We start from the raw sequence: 18617 nt of genomic DNA, 5'->3' as shown, positions 1-18617 counted from the left end.
GCTCCTGCAAATTAAACAAGTAAGATCAAATTCCCCGCCTTCCGCGGGGTTATTTGAAATTTAAGGGCAAGAAAATATTAGAAAAGAAGGGTAAATAAATGAAATGGATAGGACGATTTAGTGGTTACTCTGCAGATGCATTTCGCAAGGATTTAGTATCGGGCTGTATCGTCGGGATTGTTGCCATTCCTCTAGGGATGGCTTTTGCCATTGCTTCAGGCGTAAAGCCCGAGTATGGACTGTATACGACGATCATTGCCGGGATTCTGATCTCGCTGCTTGGCGGTTCAAAATTCCAGATCGGCGGCCCGACCGGGGCGTTCATTCCGATTCTGCTGGCGATCGTCATGCAGTACGGATATGAAAACCTGCTGATCGCCGGATTTTTGGCTGGCGTATTTCTCGTGCTGATGGGGCTTCTCCGGCTGGGTTCATTAATCAAATTCATTCCGAAGCCGGTCACCATCGGCTTTACTTCCGGGATTGCCGTCATTATTTTCAGCGGACAAATTGCTAACTTTCTGGGGCTTGAGGGCGTGGAGCGGCATGAATATTTTTTCTATAACATGAAAGAGATTTTCCTGCGGATATCCTCTTTGAATCTACACAGTGTATTGATCGCCGGCATATGTCTGGCCGCACTTATTTTAACTCCTAAATTTTTACCTAAGGTTCCCGCCTCACTCGTTGGCATTATTGTCTCTACTTTGGCTGCTGCTTGGCTGTTTCCGGGCAAGGTAACGACAATCGGCTCAGCTTATGGGCCCATTCCTGCGGGATTGCCCAGCTTTGCTCCGCTTGAATTAAGCTGGGATCGCATTCTCTTGATGCTGCAGCCCGCTTTGATCATCGCTATGCTCGGGAGCATTGAGTCGTTATTATCCGCCGTTGTAGCTGACGAAATGACCGGAACCCGCCACAACAGCAATCGGGAATTGATCGGACAGGGGGTAGCCAATATCGCGGCTCCTCTATTTGGAGGCATCCCCGCTACCGGCGCCATTGCCCGGACGGCTACGAATATTAAGAACGGCGCTGCTTCCCCGATGTCAGGAGTCATCCATGGCATCGTCGTGCTGATGATCGTCGTCCTGTTCGCGCCGTATGCCTCCAGTATTCCGCTGGCAAGCATGGCTCCAATATTAATGGTCGTAGCCTGGAACATGAGCGAGTATAAAACCTTCTTCCATATGCTCAAAACACGCACCGGGGATTCGTTGATCCTGCTTGTCACGTTTCTGCTGACGGTATTCACGACCCTAACAGTGGCCGTTCAAGCCGGGCTTGCCTTGGCCGTCATTCTGTTCATCAAGCGAATGAGCGGCATGCTTTCGGTAGACAAAGTCTTGCCCGATCACTCCTCCAGCAAAGAGAAGGTGCAGGCCCACCGGGTAACCGAGGAGCGTGACTGTCCGCAAATCGGGATATATACCATTCAAGGAACGTTATTCTTCGGTGCCTCTCATGTCTTGGAAAGCTTGGAAGAGAAGCTGCTCAAGGATCAGAACCTGCAAGTCGTACTGCTGCGTATGGGAAGAGTGCCTTTTATGGATACGACTGGAGAGTCCAATTTCACCAGCCTGGTCGGACGTCTGATGAAGCGAGGAATCATCGTCATTATTTCCGGCATGAGGGCGCAGCCTAGGGAGCTTCTAGTTAAGACTGGCGGATATGCAATGATCGGAGAAAATCGTTTCTTCGATCATACGGGAGAAGCCCTTAACTATGCGCTAGAAAATATTCAGTATAATCAGTGCCTGGGCTGCACCCAATATGCGTTTCGCGAATGTACGGGGCTAAGCAGTCAGAAGAGCTTGGACAATAAACATATTTCTTGATCTATTTTCGCATAAACATCCAAAAGATTCTTGCTGCTCGCAAGCTCAAAAGCAGTCAAAACAATTGAAATATTTTGAGAAATTAAATTTGATTGGCTATGATTCTATAAATTGGTATAATGTGTTCGGTCATAGTCAGAGGGGGTGATTCAAAACAACCGATGATTCGGGGAGATATGATTTGTATTTAACAAATAAAGGAGTTGAGAGATTTTATGAATTCTTGGCTTTTGAAGTGGGCCCCCGTATCCATGCACGTCAAATGGTTTACGGAAGATACCCATTGGTATCCACTTCCTATTGCCAATGTGATTACACCCGCTTTTATATTCTGGCTAGGCTTCACATTAATCATCCTGTTTATCGCCGCAGTCCTCAGCGAACCCCTGGAACGTGTTAAAATCGTTCGCGCAACTCATCAGTTTCTGAATAATTTAAAGCGCTTCCAACTATCGATCCTGCGAATCGGGGTCGGAATCGGCCTGATCCTTCAACTTGCTACCGGAACCTACCTTGCTCCATCTTTTCCAGCCGATCATTGGCTCATATACGCTCTGCTTCTCATAGCCATAATCGGACTGCTGAACCGTAAGCTCCTGATTGTCAGTGGAACCTCCTTAACCATCCTGTACATGACTGCTATCCTATCCTATGGAATATTCCACCTTCTTGACTACATGTTCTATATTGGGATCATATACTACCTATTTGTTGCAAATAGCCCTAAATTGCGGCGAACAGCTGCACCAATGCTGTATATTTGGACCGGGCTATCTCTTGCCTGGTTAGCCATGGAGAAATTAACGATCGCCAAGCTGGCATGTTCATTAATGCATGAATATGGGATTCCTACGTTTGGATTTACCGTGGAGGATTTTGTCTTAATCAGCGGGTTTATTGAACTGGGCTTGGCCTGGGCCTTAATCGTCGGCCTAATGAACCGCTTTACCGCGTTTCTATTGACGGGAATTTTCCTTACGACCACGACTGTATTTGGTTTTACAGAGATCGTTGGACATACCGTAATGCATACGATTTTAGTGATGTTCCTTATTGAAGGCAATGAAAGCTTTAAAACCTTGTTCAAATTCCACCGTCGGCCTGTTTTGCGGTATCTGTTCGTTACTATCAATTTCTGTGTATTGTTTTTTGCTATGATGGCAGTATATATTTGGATGGGGCAGCATAGTATGGCATAACTCCCCAAAATCATAAAGCCTCGGTTGCTTCGACCGAGGCTTTATCATTTCTAATCTTAAGGAAGCGTAAGCAAGAAAGGCTTCACCGTATTGGCCAAATTGTAGTTGTTCGTCGCATCCCAGTTGATTGACCATGTCATTGCCCCCCGGATATCCGGGTATTTGGCCACCGGCTTATAGCTGCCGCAGCTATTACCGGTTGCCAGGCAATTCAGCGCGTTATTAACAACCGTCGGAGAGACATATCCTCCCCCTGCCGCTGAAGATGTGGCGGGAACACCTATTCCTAATTGGGAAGGCGATACCCACTGTAATGTCAGATCCGAAAGGGCGGTCAAGAAATCTATCGTGCCCTGAGAGTAGCATTTCCCATCTCGGCCCAACATACAACCCGAATTGTAGTATTGGACATTAATGACGGATGTAATATCCTTCAAGTTGTTATAGAGCTGCATATAAGAGGTGTTCGGATTTTGCATATCTATCGTCTGTGGAGCCATCGTAAGGATGAAATCGCTTCCAACTCTTTGCTGCAGTTGACGAATGGCATTGGTCAGATTCGTTACGTTCATGCCATGCTCCAGGTCGATATCTACACCGTCCAGTCCAAATTGAGTAATAATATCATACATACTGTCTACAAAATTCGTTACATTCGGCGAAGCGCTATTCAAATCAATATTGCCCTTTTCTCCGCCAATGGATATGATAACCTTCTTCCCTTGAGCACGCTTAGCCTGAATATCTGCGATAAGATCTGCATTCGAGTATCCCCCTAAAGTCGACGACAATGTAGGGTCGACGCTGAAGGTAACTCCGCCTGGCTTCGCAGGATTTAGCTCAGCAAACGACAATACGATAATATCATACTTTTCTGATACATCGCTCACTCGCAAATTGATAGAGTTATTATCGAAGTTATGCCAGTAGCCTGTCAATGTATGCTTCGGAAGCTGTCCCCCGCCTCCGCCTCCGCCGCTTCCCGTCGTCGTCGCATTCACAGTAGCGCTCGCTGGGGATCGATTACCCGCAGCATCCTTGGCCACGACTTTAAAGGAATAGGTCGTATTGGCCGCGAGTCCGGTAACCGTAGCCGTTGTACCCGTTACGGATAGGGCGACCGATGCCCCCTGGTATACATCGTAACCTGTCACGCCTACATTATCCGTAGATGCTGACCAGGATAGAGCTACACTCGAAGCGGTGACTCCGCTTACCGTTAAATTCGTTGGAGCCGTCGGGGCTGTTGTATCGCCCCCGCCACCTCCTCCACCTTGAACAAGCGCCCACAAGGCGGGGACATTAGGCGGTTCCCATCCCGTTAGTGATGTGTGGGATTGAACAGTCTTATACGTTTTTCCACCATACGTCACCGTGTCGTTAATAGCATAGGACACATTAGGTGCCCACTCACCCCGGTCGGCTGCAAATGCTGCCAACGGGCTCAAGCTCATAATCAGCGCTAAAACGACCAACAACGGCAACATTTTTCCTGGCTTGCCCAACTTTCCGAATAAAACTTTTCTCATTAATAAAATCCCTCCTCATAAATTGTCAGTATGGCTTCATACTCCACGATCAAACGGGGCATCACCTCCTTTCAAATAAAATAAGAATATATCAACCAACAGCATTGACAACGCTTACATTATTCTTGTTAGTCAATTCATGGTTATCTACATCCTACAAGAATCATTTGCCAAGCATAATCTATATTATATGTAAAATTTTCTCAATAGAGCAAAGGAATCAATTTTAACATCTTATGTACAAGACAATGGACACTTTATTCGTTAGAGTTTTAAAATAAACAACAAAAAGCACGGCTCCAAAATGTTGGAAGCCGCGCTGCTTTGACTCGTAAGGCTGCTTGTAAGAACCCTTAATCTTCACATCAATCGTTTCGGTTATTGCGTATTTTCTTTATTAGTAAGCCGTCCAGCCTGCATCGGCTGAGATGACCGTGCCATTCACGAAGCTGGAATCCTCGGAAGCCAAGAACAAGGCCACTTTGGCAATTTCCTCGGATTTGCCTATGCGTGGGTTAATCGCCATGCCGAGCTGCTGCCTGGAGGCTCCGAATTGATTAATGCCTGTCATCGATGTGCCTATATTCGTTTCCACTCCGCCAGGAGCAATGGCGTTGCAGCGGATGCCTTTCGTCGCGTACATGAAGCCCGTATTTTTGGTAAATCCAATGACAGCATGCTTGGATGCCGTGTATGCCGCCCCTGCTCGCGCGCCCTGCAGCCCGCCAGCCGAAGCCACGTTGACGATGACTCCCTTCTGCTTCTCCAGGAAAATCGGCAGAACCTTGCGGGTCGAACGCATTACGCTAGTCGTATTCACCGCAAAAACTCTTTCCCACTGCTCGTCCGTAATATCGCCCGCAGGCTCCATATTGTCCATAATTCCCGCATTATTAACTAAAATATCAATCGTCCCATAGGTTTTAACCGTGGTATCGATCAGATTTTGAATATCTTCTTCGAGGGCAACATTCGTTTTAATCGCAAATGCAGTTCCGCCCAGTGAAGTAATTTCTTCGACCGTGGCGTTTGCCCCATCCAGATTCAAATCAGAAACGGCCACTTTTGCACCCTCTTTGGCAAAAAGCAACGCGATTTGTTTTCCCATTCCTGACGCTGCCCCGGTTACAACTGCCACCTGATTCTGAAGCTTCATCAAAATCCCTCCCGCATGTTCATACCTGTTAGAATGTGAATATAGTTGTTACAATATTCAATTTTTTAGGTAACTACATTAAGGGTAATTCAACTGGCCTATAATTACAACTTTGCTACCGGTAGAGAAAAAAGACCACCTTATCTCAGTGAACTGTAACTCCAATGTTAGATCATGTCTAATAATTGGGGTCACTTCACAATCGATTGGTGGTCTGAACAATATAAGTCATCGTGCCTTATTCAATTGCACCTCTATATCCCGTTCAGGATCAAAGAAGCTGTAGAAGCCAGGGTTTAACTCCAAGCTCCCCGATAGCTGCAGATTTTCGTAGCGTTCAACTTTTTTCCCCGATTGACTAGGGCCATGAGCGACCATTTTAGGATATATATCTTCCCCTGCCGCTCGCAGCATGGATTGGTTGATCACCTTAAAACGGGGCGAGTCCGATTCCGACTCTACAATAAGGTCTTCGCCGTCCATATAGTAAGTAAATTTGACGAGAAAATCCTCGACCTCCAGCTGCACATGCTGCTTCTCTTTTTTAGGCTGCTGAAGGGCCACCCAATTTTTAGTGAGATCCCGCTTCGTGACCACCGCATCCTTCAATACTAACTGCAGGGATGCCTGATGCCAGTCCTTATACCACTCCGGGGATTCAAATTGATAGACATGCCGATAGCTGCTCGAATCGTCTCCTAAAAGGTTAAAGCCCCCATCGATCTCTTTACCGTCCACGGCGAGCCGCACCGTATTATACCAAACGGATCCTTCCTTCATGCGTTCCATGGATTGATCCTCCGTGTAACCGACTTGAATCTCCAGCGGCGTAATGAGCAGCTGCTGCAATGATTTACCCGCAATACGCTCAAGCTCGGAATCCGCTTGGAGGTTGCTGGATACAAGAGCTTCCGCAGCCTTCTTGCCGTCCACATCAAAATCGAATTTCCAGCTGCCATCCACTCGATCCGCCTTATCCAAGTAACTGAGGAAAAACTCAGCCCCTGCCCATTCCTGCTCGGAAAGATCAAACTCCTGTTGAATAAGCAATCCAGCTCCCTTATGAGGAAGAATCGTCCGGACGCCTTGATCGGTTCCTCCTTTGCTCGTCTTCAGGATAAGATGCGGATCCCAACGCTCCTCTTTTACTCCAGAAGTCATAATGTTGTAGCGGACAATCATCTGTCCGTCCGTTTCCTTCACAGATTCGAATTGTAGGCTTGGAAAACGATTTACCTCCGTAGTTATCATTTGTCCAGAATGAGGCTCTAATCTTAGAGGCTCTTCCTTATATTGATAGCAATTGAGGGATTCAGCCGTTAAAGTATACCTTTTCTTCTTCTTTTGCAGCTGAGCCGATGCCTCATAAATGCCCAGCAGCTTGCCGCTTTGCGCATCGAATTGTAACTGGCCCTGTAGTGGCACGCTCTGGCCTGAAGAATCCGTAAGCCGGACTTGTTCAAATTCTATGGCATCGTATGCGATGCTGGCCAACTCTGTGTCCAGCGAGACAAGGAGCTTCATTTTCTCATCGTCCGCCACGACGCCATGAAGGCTCATCGTAACGCCTTCGCTTACCGCCTGCTTGTCATAGCGCTGGCCATAACCCTGATCCAGAGCAGCCGTCATGCTTTTTCCGCCGCTCAGATGGTTCCAATTCAGCGCGACCCCTGCAAACACGGGAACACCGATGAATAGGAAGCAGAAGGCCATGATAGCCGCAGGAACCCATCGTTTATTAAATCTCTTTGGGGAATTAGGCGATGGCTCCATTCTCCGTTTAGAAGCTTCGTGTTCAATGACCGTCCACATCATGTCATAATTCGGCTCAGGTTCTCCCCGTAGATGCTGCTTTATTTCATTTTCACGGAACTGCTCCATCCCAAACTCTCTCCTTTTTCCTTTTGTTTTCCTGTAGAATCCGCCATTTTTCGCAGCAGACCCAGCCCCCGGTTCAGCCTGGATTTGACCGTTCCTTCCGGGATGTGGATCACCTTGGAAATTTCCGGAACCGTTAGCTCGTTTACATAACGTAAAATAACGACGATTCGGATCTTATCCGGCAGGCGGCTGAGCAGCTCGTAAAAAGCTGTCCGTGACTCCCGTTGATCATAGTTTTCTTCGACGCTATTCGAGATCCGTGGACGGGAGAGCAGGTAAGCGAGTGTTTCTTTTGCCCACCCGTTTTTACGTCTTTTCAGCAGGCTGTTGCACTCATTTGACGCGATTCTCAGAAGCCAGGGTCTGAGCTCGCGAATTTGCGATTTGTCGGCGAGAATCGCTTTAACGAAAACTTCTTGGCATACATCCTCAGCATCACCGCGATTTTGCAGCATGTAATAGCAGAGACGATACACTTGCTCCTTATAAGCCTCAAACAGCTCGCGGTCGTTCACCTTCGTACGCACCTCCTTGCTTAGGTTTCGATAACTATGACCGTTATGAGGCCGAAATCGTTCATTTTATAAAAAATACATCTCATCAAAAGACAAAGCTAACGTCACTTTAATTTTTTTCAAATATTATGTAATATCCTATCTCCCCAAAATATAGTATAATAGATTTAGAAACAAACGTTCCTATTTTTCTGTCGACTTATTTTAATGAGAAGGCATCATTAAGGCTGAACTATGCCAATATTAGAGCAAGGCCTCCTCAACCGATGGGGATAAATAATTAGTGAGGTGCAAGCTCATGATTGACCAGAAGCTAGATCTCATCTTAGTTGAACTTAAGGAAATCAAAGCAGTCCAAGCCAGCCATGGCGACTTGTTGAAGAGTCATGACGAACAACTAAAGATCCAAGGCGAGCAGCTAAAGAGCCAGGGTGAGCAGTTAAAGAGCCACAGCCAGCAGTTCAAAGAGATTCGGGAGCAATTGACAAGCCACGATCAGCAGTTCAAAGAAATCAAAGAACAACTTAAGGAGCAGAGTGAGCAGTTAAGAAGCCACAATGTTCAATTAAACAGCCATGGCGAGCACATCCAGCAGTTAATTCATATTGTTGCTGCCACAAATACAAAGGTAGAAGAGCTAACGGATCACATGAACCAAGTCCGTGAGGATGTATCGGTATTTAAAACTAATCAGCAAATCGTTCTCCAAACCCAGCAGGAGCATGAGAAAATACTCGAAAGATTATCCATCCGCTCCGTTGCACATGAAGCCGATATTGCCGAACTGAGACGAGCTAAATAAAATGCTGACGCTTCGAATATACTTCCTTAAACGCAACAAAGCCCCGGCCAACTGGCTGGGGCTTCATTTCTATTTATTCGAAAGTAACTGCTTCCAATTAAGGTGATATCAAATTAGACAGTATATCGATCCTTTTTGCCAAACTCGCTTATGATGCCGTACCCGTCACGGTTGAACCGTTTTTCTGAATCGTATAATTGACGGTCTCCCCACTCCAGAAGTGGAATTTGAGCGTTACGGCGCCGTCATTTACTTCGTTAAAGAAAGCCGGCTGTAATTTGATTTTTCCCTCACTATACACCGGGCTGAAGGTTGTCTCAAATTCTTTATAGGAGGTCCAGTTATGCGGGCCGGCATTGCCGCCGTTCACATAGACCGCTTCCATCGTGGCGAGCTGATCGCCATTGAAGGCGGTCGGAATCACAAAGGAGGAAGTTGTGCCCGTCGTACTGCTCAGCTTGGGCGTGTTGTACAGCACTACATTAAACTTCCAATCTGCGCCTTTATTGAATTTTGCCACGATCGTCCCGTTAACCCCCGGTTTTCCCAAGGAGATCAGCTTGGTTAGCTGACTTGCTTTAAAAGTCAAAGTACTTCCGTTTAACGTATAGTCCGTGCCTGAATTCAGCGTTGTTCCGTTCACGGAAAGCGATGTTAGCGTATTTCCGTTAAGATTGAGCTGAACCGGAGTATCTTTGATTGTTGTACCTTGCTTTATATGGATCAGGTCGCTGGCAGCCGTGGATGAACGCCCCGTCCAACTGGCCTTGATCATATTGAACAAATCCGGATCAGACCACTTGAAGCTTGTGCGGTTAAAGTGCTGTCCGTTATCCCACAGCATAGTGGAGATGCTTTTTTGCTTCACATAGTGGGCAAAGAACTCAAAAAACTTCAATTTTTCTCCCTGTTCAATGACACCTGTATGTTTATCAAATCCAAGCAATCCATATTCGCCGACAATCACAGGAATTCCCTTTGCTACAAAAGTGTTATATACATTATCGAAGGTCGTTGTAATATCATTTTGCGTTTCCGCATCAAATTTGGTATGCCCTGCGATATTTACGCTAAATGGCCAGAATCCATAAAAATGAACTGTAGCAATGATATTCTTATCATTCAGCTTGGAGATCGTATTGCAAAGTGCCGTCATTCTCTCCTGAGTTGGAGAGGCTTCCAGCGTCGATAGGACAAGCGGACGAGTAGCGTTTTGACCGCCGGAATTTCTGACAATGTTGAAAAAGGAGACGTTGAGCTCATCCAGCATTTTTTGCTGTTTTCCTTCATCGGTCGTTCCGCCATCCGTAAAGCGAGGCTCGTTGACACTCTCGAACATCAGCTTGTCAGGGCTGTTCTTGAATTTATTGGCGATTTGCGTCCAAATAGCATTATAACGGGCCAGTACTTGATCATGCTGGGTTTCCATTTTGCTGATCCATAACCAAGAATCATGATGGACATTAATCATGACATAGAGGTTAGCGTCCAAAGCCCACTCCACAACCTCCTGCACCCGGTTCAGGTATGCAGCCTCAATTTGATAATTTGGCGCTGCGCCGATATGAGAATCCCAGGTGACCGGAATTCGTATGCTCTTATAGCCTTGAGCCGCGATGTTCTGTATGAGTTCCTTGGTGATACGCGGATTGCCCCATGCCGTCTCATCTGCACCGACAGCATCCAGAGAATTTCCAAGGTTCCATCCCGGCTGCATAGCTTCAACATAAGACTGCATTGAACTCTGAGGAGCCGCAGCAAAAGCGGCATTAGGAACGACAGCTGCCAATAACGCTACAACGAGTGCAATTGAGAAAAAAACCTTACTGCTTCTACCTTTCTTCATTTGAATTCTCCTTTACCATCTTTATTTAAATTACATATCTTGGCATGAAAGCGATTTCGAAAACTAATTTATCACATTTTCCTTATGACAGGCACCATAATAATTAGAGAATAATTCATGTGTAAATTAGCGATGCTCTCTCGTTCTCCGTTATATTCTGATCTGCATGTCTATCGAGGACACAAAATAAGGCGAGAAAGGTTACGCCCGGATCATATACTACATCCACAGCGTTACATTCTCGCCTTTTATACATAGAAAACTAGCATTCAGAGGACAAACCCATAAAATACCCAGACCACAATGCTGAATAACTGACACAGTTTAGAAATCATCCGCTCGGCAGCCCCTCCGTTATCGAATAAACGAAGAGCTATTTTAAACTTCGGAACAAACAAGGAACGTATCCCGTCATTCCCAAAAATATCTCCAAATAAATGAGACCACCAGCCCACCATAAACCCTAGACAACTTGCCATAACCAGTCCTGAATACTGACTGCCAAAAATGAAAAGTCCCTGACTTAAGACGATTGCAAATTCTGGAGAATGAATGATCCAACGATGTTTTACGAACGGCATGATGAGCAGAGCGATTCCCGTAAATAGAGCCATCCAGTGCCAATCATATGCGGCATACCCTATCAGCATCAAAGCACCGCTAGCGATAAGTATGATCGTTCTAAGCCTTGCCAAGCAGGCAGCCATAATACCTGCACCAATACAAATCGCTCCGGCTTGTATGGAATATCCTAGAAGAATCCACACGAATCCTATGAATAGGAATATCCCTGACAATGCTCGCATGAGCTTTCTTTTCCTCGATGACAGCTGGATCTTCTGGCTCGCCGTACTCGTTTTATGATCCAAATCTGGGGCAAGTCCACCTACGATCGAAGCTGCGCATACCACTCCTCCGAAACCAATAACCTCCAAGGAGGTACTCATTGGGGAAGTCGTTAGTGCAGCTACAGATGTAACCGATCCAGCCAGCAAGGCTAGTGCAGAGTGTCCCTGTTTATTCAATTGTCATCACATCCCTTCTCTGGCTGACTGACTGGTTCCACAGCATAGGGATACATAATAACAAATTCTTTCTTATAACGGAATGGTTATTTTCACCTGAGTACCTATCCCCAATCTGCTGAAAATCGCAACCCCATACTCCGGCCCGTAAGCCAATTGCAATCGCTGGCGCACATTGCTAATACCGTACCCCGATTCGGTGTCCACCGAATTAATCTTGCGCAGTTGTTCAGCTCCGATACCGGCTCCGTCATCAATGACCTCAAAGCAGATGCACCCCGTCTCTTTGTAAAGACGAATAATAATGTTCAGCGGGGCCTCGTCATCCCAAATGGCGTGATGAATCGCATTTTCCACGAACGGCTGAAGCATCAGCTTGAGCGTTTGATAAGGGAGCAGTGATTCATCGATCTGCCAATGCACCCGGAACAGCTCGCCGAACCTCATTTGCTGAATCGCAACATAATGCCGGGTAATCTCCAGCTCTTTTTCGATGGTAATATTGCGTTTTCCCTTATTCAAGCTCGTCTTGTAAAAGGAAGACAGGTGATCGACGATTTTTGCTGCTTCCGTATCCCGATTCCGCAGTGCCGACGAGGAGATAATGGATAACGTATTGTACAAAAAATGAGGGTTGATTTGGCTTTGCAGCATATTCAACTCAGCTTCTCTTTTGTTGATTTCTTTTTTATAAACTTCATTAATCAGTTCCTTAAGCCGCCTGGACATAGCATTAAACGCCTCAGACAGCTGACCGAGCTCGTCCTTGCTCTTACTCTGAATCACTTCGCTGAAATCCTGATTCTCCACCTTGCGGATGAAGCGATACAGCATTTGAAACCGGCCGGAAAAATAACGCGTCGTCCACACGATCAATATCATGGCAAACAGAACACTAGCCGATGAGATTAGAATCATCCGGTTTGTGACTGCTCTAGTATTGTCCAGAACTTTGCTCAGCGGAACAACGGATACGGTCTTCCAGCCCAGCGCCATACTGTTGAAGACAACAAGTGAACGTTCTCCCCCCAATTCCGTAAAAGCATGGCCATTCCCGGCATTCAGCCACGGGCCAGATCCAATCCTGTCCGCCAGCCGCTTGGAGATCAACGCTTTATCCTTCGTGGATAGAATAATTCCATCTTTATTGACAATGTAGATATCCTTGCTCTGGGTTTCTTTCTCCATGAGAGAATACAGAATCTCTTCTTTAACATCGAGCGTCAGCACCCCGTAGGAATAATTCAAATAATAGTTATTTAGCAGGCGTGCCAATGTAAAAAAGGAGCCCTGATTTCCATCTGCCTTCATGACGCTATATACCGTATCCCCGTAGGATTGCGTTATTTCCTTATACCACTCTGCTCCCTTCACTTCCTCGTCGATATGCTTGACAAACATGCCGTCTGACGGGATCGTCAAATTGTCCGTGTATAGTGTAACTCCATAAATATCTTTATTGGCCATCATGACTCCGTACATCAGATTATTGATATACTCGTAGGCCTCAACAAAATCGATGCCATGGATATATATCTTCGTCAGGTATTCCCGCAGGGTAGAATCCATGTACAGCAAACTGGATACTTGCTGGAACGTACCCAGCCGGTTCTCGATGTTATTGTTGATTTGACTGTTCGTGTTGTACATATTTTCATAAGCCTGCTCTAACAGCCGATGCTTGGTCTCATTATAGGAATACACAGAGATAAACAGCAGCGGAATCAGGGACGCAAAGACGAAAAACAGCAGCAGCTTGCCCTGAATAGGCAAATTCAGCATAAATTCTTTAAGCCGGCGAATCATCGTTTACAGCCTCGGCAGCTGGTGCCGGTATTGATTTGGGGTCATCCCAATAAACTTATGAAAAATCGCACAAAAATGCGAGGTGTTCTCATAACCGATCCGGGTGGATATTTCATGAATTTTCAGCGGGCTGCTGCGCAGCAAATCAAGAGCATGATCCATGCGTACTTGCGTTATATATTCTAGCACTGTGCTGCCAGTCCGTTCCTTAAAAATCGTCCGTAAATAGTTGGGCGAAATATACACCTGTTCAGCTATATGTTCAATGGTGAGCGGACGATTATACTCCTGGGCAATCAGTTCCTTCACGTGATTGACGGTATTCATATGCTTGTCTGTGTGCATCTCCTGAATCGCGTCTATCAAGGTCCCGATCAAGGAACGCAGCGTCCTTTCCAGGAGGGGTAAACTCTCCATCACCGCCAGTTTGTTATAAACAATCGTTTTGTCCTCCATTAGCTCCCCAATCCCTTTATGCGGAATAACCAAAGTTTCATAAATCCGGTCGAGCAGCCTGATCGCCCTTTTCCGGATTTCGTGAAGCCGATCTGCCCCGAAATCAATATTATCCAGCGACCGCAAATACCCTCCGACCCACATGCCGGCCTCCTCTCGCAGACCTTGCAATATGAAGCCCATTCCTTCCTCTATGCTAGGAAACGTTTTCATTTCGTCGGAAGTATTAAACACTGCGCTGTCCTGATGATCCGCTGCGATATAATGCCCGGGGCCATAGAGAAATACATGCTCATTTCTCTGATCAAGAAGGCGCTCCCTAATAAACGGCAGCTCCTCAAGTTCGATCGGCTGTGTTTCGGCGCATACAGACATCCAGGCGGACGCAGCGCCCAGATTGCGATACCAGTCCAATATTGGCTCTGCCAGTGGAGACGGGCTGACGATCAGAAATTGGCGCTCATCCACCTCGGTGACAAGCGCTTTTATTTTTGCAGCCGCTTCCCTAATCCTACTTCGCATATCCGCAGCAAGTTCCTTACCTTGCGGGTCGAACTCCGAGAGAAATCGATACTCGTCCAGCGTAAGAAGCGTAACAAAAAATGTCTTCGCCTGAAATGGATAACCAAAGAACGCTACCCCTAGCTTGCGAATCTCCTCCGCCTTTCGAGCCCGCTCTACGTCATTGTCTGTGAACAGCAATTCCTTCATATATTGAACAGCCAGCGCTACGGAAGATTGCCTATTCCGCTCTTCCTGGCTGCATTTCTCTTTAACGACTCCCATAAGCGAGCGCAATTCATCCAAATTCAACGGCTTCAGCAAATATCCGCTTGCTTCCAGCTGCAAAGCCGATTTTACATAATCAAATTCATCGTAGCCGCTGAGGAAGATCATCTTCAAATGAGGGAACATGGCGCGAGCGGCTCGGGCATAATCAATCCCATTCATAATCGGCATCTTTACATCCGTGATTACAATATCGGGCCGCAGCTCCTTCGTTTTGTTCATCGCATCACGGCCATTTTTGGCGGTTCCCACGACCTCAAAGCCCATCTCTTCCCAAGCTACGCATTGTTCAAGAGTATCAAGCACATATCTTTCATCATCAACCAGCAACAAGGTGTACATGCGCAATCCCCCTTATCAATACGGATTAATTCAAGTATCTCCCTCGTCCCGGAACGTGTCAATCGCCCAGAATTTAGATTCGTTGGTTTCCGGTATGAATCATAGGAACTCGTTATAGATTAACGGATCCTGCGGGATTGATAATAGATATACGGCCGAATTAAAACAAGGGTGAGGTGATTTACTTGCATGATAACGCTGCGATGCCCCGTTCGGTACAGAAGGAATCTGAACCTAAAAGGCAGATGCCTCACTGGATGAAAAAAATGTACAGGCAGCGGTTTTTGTATCTACTCCTCCTGCCAGGGGCGATCTGGGCAATTTGCTTCGCTTACGGCCCCATGGCCGGGTTATATATGGCATTTATCGACTATCAGCCTGGACTAGGAAATTTCTGGTCCCGCTTCTTCTCCAGCGAATTTGTCGGTTTTCAATGGTTTAAATATTTCTTTGCCGGTCAGGATTTTCTGATCGTGCTCAGAAATACGCTGGTCTCCAGTACATTAACGCTCGCCATCGGATTCCTTGTTCCGATCCTGATCGCGATCTCGCTGAACGAAGTGAAAAATATGGCTTTCAAACGCATCGTTCAAACCGTCTCATACATGCCCTATTTCATATCCTGGGTCATCGCCGCCAATATATTTGTCACTCTGCTGTCGGCGGACGGTCTCCTGAACGAGCTGCTGAAATCGTTAGGCTGGATCGATGAAAGTATTTTGTTCATGCAGGAAGGCAAGCTGTTCTGGGGAATTGTGGCTGGCGCCAACACCTGGAAGGATATGGGCTACAATTCGATCATGTATTTGGCAGCCATCGCTTCTCTGAATCCCGAATTGTTCGAAGCCGCCAAGGTAGACGGTGCCGGACGTTTGAGACAGATTTGGAATATTACGCTGCCACTGCTTAAGCCAACGATCGTCATCCTGTTGATCCTGCAGGTAGGCAATCTGCTTAATACCGGGTTTGACCAGTACTACTTACTCGGCAATGCACTGAATCGGGAGTATTCAGATGTCATCGATACGTATTCCTTCCGGTACGGGATTCAGAGCGGAATGCTGTCTTACGCTACCGCCGTAGGCCTGTTCAAATCAGTCGTCGCCTTCCTGATGGTACTAGCTGTTAATGGAATCGCCAGAAAATTAGAAAGCAATTCCTTGTTCTAGAAAGGTGGTGAACCGATTGAACACAAGGGACAGAATGTTGAGTTGGGTCGGTTATGCTCTGCTTTACGGTTTTTTAATCTTAATATTTGTCGTTACCTTCATACCATTCTGGCAAATACTCGTCCTGTCCATTAACGACGGAACCGACTCCTTAAGGGGAGGCTTCCTGCTCTGGCCAAGACAAATCAGTTTTGAAAGCTACGCCGCAGTGTTTGCGAACTCGGAAATTTTGAACGCGGCGAAGCTCACTGCACTGCGTACCCTGATCGGTGCTCCGCTATCGGTCATTTGCATTGCCATGCTGGCCTATTCGCTCAGCAAACGCGATCTCGTGGGCAAGCGCGGCATTACCCTGTTCTTTATCTTCACGATGTATTTCAGCGGCGGTCTGATTCCTACTTACATGATCGTTAAATCTCTGGGCCTGATCGATAACTTTCTAGTGTTCATCTTTCCAGGTCTGATCAATATCTTCTGGATGATTCTCGTCCGCACCTTTATGGAGGGGCTGCCGCATGAGATCGAAGAGTCGGCGGAAATCGATGGTGCAAATGACGTCCAGGTGTTCTTCCGGGTGATTCTGCCGGTATGTACGCCCGTATTGGCTACCGTAGGGCTGTTCTCCGCCATCTATCATTGGAATGCCTGGTATGATTCCTACATTTATACGTACAAGCCGGAATTAAAAACATTGCAGGCGGTGTTGGTTAAAATTCTAAATCAATATCAGACCGGCGATATGCTTACCCAGGCACAGCAGCTAGCCAATGAAGCCAAAAAAGTGCCCGTCACGAGCGAGAGCATCCGCATGGCGGTAACTATGGTCGCCACGCTGCCTATCATTTTAATGTATCCCTTTTTACAAAAGTATTTTCTTAAAGGAATGCTGCTAGGAGCTGTAAAAAGTTAATTCACAGAAAAGGAGCTATTATTATGCCTAAAATTACCTTTATCGGAGCCGGAAGCTCCATCTTCGCCAAAAACTTGCTTGGAGACTGCATGTGTACTCCATCGCTTAAGGATTCGCACTTCGCATTGTACGATATTAATATGGAGCGGCTAAACCAATCGGAGAAAATGCTGCAAAACCTAAACCGCAACCTAGGGGGACATGCCACCGTCCAAGCTTATACCGACCGGCGCGAAGCGCTGCGTGGAGCCGACTATGTCATCAACGCGATCGCTGTAGGTGAATTGATCCCTACGATCACAGCGGACTTTACGATTCCTGAGAAATATGGACTGCATCAGACCGTCGCCGATACACTCGGCATGGGCGGTTTGTTCCGGGGGCTGCGAACGATCCCTGTCATGCTTGACATGGCGCGGGATATGGAGGAACTATGCCCTGACGCCTTGCTCCTCAACTACACTAATCCGATGGCCATCGTCACTGGAGCGATGCAGCAGGCTACCGGCGTGAAGACGGTTGGGCTGTGCCACAGCGTTCAGGTCTGCGCTAAGGATCTGCTTGAGGGACTCGGCATGGACAGCACGGATGTCCATTGGAAAATCGCCGGGATTAACCACCAAGCGTGGCTTCTGGAGGTGAAACGGCACGGCGAGGATCTGTATCCAGAAATCAGACGCCGGGCTGAAGCACGCACGGAGTCCCATGATGATATGGTGAGATACGAATTCATGAAGATGTTCGGATATTATGTTACCGAGTCCAGCTCACATGGCTCAGAGTACGTGCCCTACTACCATAAGCGGTTATACCCCGAGCTGAAGGAAAAGTACAATCTGCCAACGACCGGCTACAGAAATTGGGGAAAAGGCAAAGCTGCATTTTGGCAAGAGGTTAATGAGATGATCGAGAACAAGAACCTGTCTCATGAAAGATCTAATGAATACGCCTCCTACATCATGGATGCCATCGAAACGAACCGCCCATTTGAAATTGCTGGCAATGTGCTGAATACCGGAGGCTTGATTAGCAATCTGCCGGAGAAGGCCTGCGTCGAGGTGCCTTGTCTTGTCAATGCCAACGGCGTCATTCCTACTTATTTCGGCGAGCTTCCACCACAATGCGCGGCGCTCAACCGTACCAATATCAATATGCAGCTGCTCACCATTGAAGCTGCTTTAACTGGCAAGAAGGAGCATGTCTATCATGCAGCAATGCTCGATCCGCACACCTCTTCCGAGTTATCTATCGATGACATTGTAGCTATGTGCGATGAGATGCTTGAGTTTAATCGGGATTTCCTGCCTATGTTCCAGTTATAGTTATAGCTGCCAAATTGCTCGAAAGACGCTCA

14 protein-coding genes are annotated in these 18617 nt (G+C 46.8%); 6 read left to right on the top strand and 8 right to left on the bottom strand.

Going from position 1 to position 18617, the window contains the following annotated elements:
* The first annotated feature begins 98 nt into the window (after positions 1–98).
* Together ACE3MQ_RS15140 and ACE3MQ_RS15135 are read left to right on the top strand one after the other, a co-directional pair.
* On the top strand, positions 99–1838 hold the full coding sequence (locus ACE3MQ_RS15140; RefSeq protein ID WP_379393998.1) for a SulP family inorganic anion transporter: 1740 nt from the start codon (positions 99–101) through the stop codon (positions 1836–1838).
* 215 nt (positions 1839–2053) lie between these two features.
* The gene (locus ACE3MQ_RS15135; protein WP_379393997.1) at positions 2054–3037 is read left to right on the top strand and encodes a hypothetical protein; all 984 of its coding nucleotides are present in this window, start codon (positions 2054–2056) and stop codon (positions 3035–3037) included.
* Positions 3038–3093: 56 nt separating this feature from the next.
* On the opposite strand, the gene ACE3MQ_RS15130 is transcribed toward ACE3MQ_RS15135, so the two are convergent.
* The 4 genes from ACE3MQ_RS15130 to ACE3MQ_RS15115 form a co-directional block, all read right to left on the bottom strand.
* A complete protein-coding gene (locus ACE3MQ_RS15130) occupies positions 3094–4566 on the bottom strand; it encodes a chitinase (RefSeq protein WP_379393995.1) in 1473 nt (490 codons plus the stop codon).
* Positions 4567–4963: 397 nt separating this feature from the next.
* The gene (locus ACE3MQ_RS15125; protein ID WP_379393993.1) at positions 4964–5722 is read right to left on the bottom strand and encodes an SDR family oxidoreductase; all 759 of its coding nucleotides are present in this window, start codon (positions 5720–5722) and stop codon (positions 4964–4966) included.
* A gap of 228 nt (positions 5723–5950) precedes the next feature.
* Positions 5951–7603: a DUF4179 domain-containing protein gene (locus ACE3MQ_RS15120; RefSeq protein ID WP_379393991.1), complete on the bottom strand. Its 1653-nt coding sequence runs from the start codon at positions 7601–7603 to the stop codon at positions 5951–5953.
* The gene (locus tag ACE3MQ_RS15115) at positions 7576–8118 is read right to left on the bottom strand and encodes an RNA polymerase sigma factor (protein ID WP_379393989.1); all 543 of its coding nucleotides are present in this window, start codon (positions 8116–8118) and stop codon (positions 7576–7578) included. Before ACE3MQ_RS15115 ends, ACE3MQ_RS15120 begins: the two co-directional genes overlap by 28 nt.
* A 298-nt stretch (positions 8119–8416) precedes the next feature.
* Here ACE3MQ_RS15115 and ACE3MQ_RS15110 point away from each other — a divergent pair, with 298 nt between their 5' ends.
* Positions 8417–8920: a hypothetical protein gene (locus tag ACE3MQ_RS15110; RefSeq protein WP_379393987.1), complete on the top strand. Its 504-nt coding sequence runs from the start codon at positions 8417–8419 to the stop codon at positions 8918–8920.
* 148 nt (positions 8921–9068) lie between these two features.
* On the opposite strand, the gene ACE3MQ_RS15105 is transcribed toward ACE3MQ_RS15110, so the two are convergent.
* From ACE3MQ_RS15105 to ACE3MQ_RS15090, 4 genes are all read right to left on the bottom strand, one after another.
* Positions 9069–10766 (bottom strand): cellulase family glycosylhydrolase, encoded by a 1698-nt coding sequence (locus ACE3MQ_RS15105; protein WP_379393985.1) that lies wholly within the window; start codon positions 10764–10766, stop codon positions 9069–9071.
* A 269-nt stretch (positions 10767–11035) separates the two neighbouring features.
* Positions 11036–11791: a metal-dependent hydrolase gene (locus ACE3MQ_RS15100; protein ID WP_379393983.1), complete on the bottom strand. Its 756-nt coding sequence runs from the start codon at positions 11789–11791 to the stop codon at positions 11036–11038.
* Positions 11792–11863: 72 nt separating this feature from the next.
* Positions 11864–13597, bottom strand: coding sequence for a sensor histidine kinase (locus tag ACE3MQ_RS15095; protein WP_379393981.1), 1734 nt, complete (start codon positions 13595–13597; stop codon positions 11864–11866).
* Between the two features lie 3 nt (positions 13598–13600).
* Positions 13601–15184 (bottom strand): response regulator, encoded by a 1584-nt coding sequence (locus tag ACE3MQ_RS15090; RefSeq protein ID WP_379393979.1) that lies wholly within the window; start codon positions 15182–15184, stop codon positions 13601–13603.
* A 245-nt stretch (positions 15185–15429) separates the two neighbouring features.
* On the opposite strand from ACE3MQ_RS15090, the gene ACE3MQ_RS15085 reads away from it, so the two are divergent.
* The 3 genes from ACE3MQ_RS15085 to melA are packed head-to-tail and all read left to right on the top strand — an operon-like array spanning position 15430 to position 18585.
* Positions 15430–16353: an ABC transporter permease gene (locus ACE3MQ_RS15085; protein ID WP_379394098.1), complete on the top strand. Its 924-nt coding sequence runs from the start codon at positions 15430–15432 to the stop codon at positions 16351–16353.
* Positions 16354–16369: 16 nt separating this feature from the next.
* Positions 16370–17263 (top strand): carbohydrate ABC transporter permease, encoded by an 894-nt coding sequence (locus tag ACE3MQ_RS15080; RefSeq protein WP_379393977.1) that lies wholly within the window; start codon positions 16370–16372, stop codon positions 17261–17263.
* 23 nt (positions 17264–17286) lie between these two features.
* Positions 17287–18585, top strand: coding sequence for an alpha-glucosidase/alpha-galactosidase (gene melA / locus ACE3MQ_RS15075; RefSeq protein WP_379393975.1), 1299 nt, complete (start codon positions 17287–17289; stop codon positions 18583–18585).
* Positions 18586–18617: the final 32 nt, after the last annotated feature.

Origin of the sequence: Paenibacillus lentus (assembly GCF_042714055.1) — a bacterium.
Taxonomy (GTDB): domain Bacteria; phylum Bacillota; class Bacilli; order Paenibacillales; family Paenibacillaceae; genus Fontibacillus; species Fontibacillus lentus_A.
This window is presented reverse-complemented; position numbering and strand designations above follow the sequence as displayed.

What these genes read in the sequence shown, in the direction of transcription:
- ACE3MQ_RS15140 (WP_379393998.1), top strand. Translation starts at nt 99, where the DNA reads ATGAAATGGATAGGACGATTTAGTGGTTACTCTGCAGATGCATTTCGC.
- ACE3MQ_RS15135 (WP_379393997.1), top strand. Translation starts at nt 2,054, where the DNA reads ATGAATTCTTGGCTTTTGAAGTGGGCCCCCGTATCCATGCACGTCAAA.
- ACE3MQ_RS15130 (WP_379393995.1), bottom strand. Translation starts at nt 4,566, where the DNA reads ATGAGAAAAGTTTTATTCGGAAAGTTGGGCAAGCCAGGAAAAATGTTG.
- ACE3MQ_RS15125 (WP_379393993.1), bottom strand. Translation starts at nt 5,722, where the DNA reads ATGAAGCTTCAGAATCAGGTGGCAGTTGTAACCGGGGCAGCGTCAGGA.
- ACE3MQ_RS15120 (WP_379393991.1), bottom strand. Translation starts at nt 7,603, where the DNA reads ATGGAGCAGTTCCGTGAAAATGAAATAAAGCAGCATCTACGGGGAGAA.
- ACE3MQ_RS15110 (WP_379393987.1), top strand. Translation starts at nt 8,417, where the DNA reads ATGATTGACCAGAAGCTAGATCTCATCTTAGTTGAACTTAAGGAAATC.
- ACE3MQ_RS15105 (WP_379393985.1), bottom strand. Translation starts at nt 10,766, where the DNA reads ATGAAGAAAGGTAGAAGCAGTAAGGTTTTTTTCTCAATTGCACTCGTT.
- ACE3MQ_RS15095 (WP_379393981.1), bottom strand. Translation starts at nt 13,597, where the DNA reads ATGATTCGCCGGCTTAAAGAATTTATGCTGAATTTGCCTATTCAGGGC.
- ACE3MQ_RS15090 (WP_379393979.1), bottom strand. Translation starts at nt 15,184, where the DNA reads ATGTACACCTTGTTGCTGGTTGATGATGAAAGATATGTGCTTGATACT.
- ACE3MQ_RS15085 (WP_379394098.1), top strand. Translation starts at nt 15,430, where the DNA reads ATGCCTCACTGGATGAAAAAAATGTACAGGCAGCGGTTTTTGTATCTA.
- melA (WP_379393975.1), top strand. Translation starts at nt 17,287, where the DNA reads ATGCCTAAAATTACCTTTATCGGAGCCGGAAGCTCCATCTTCGCCAAA.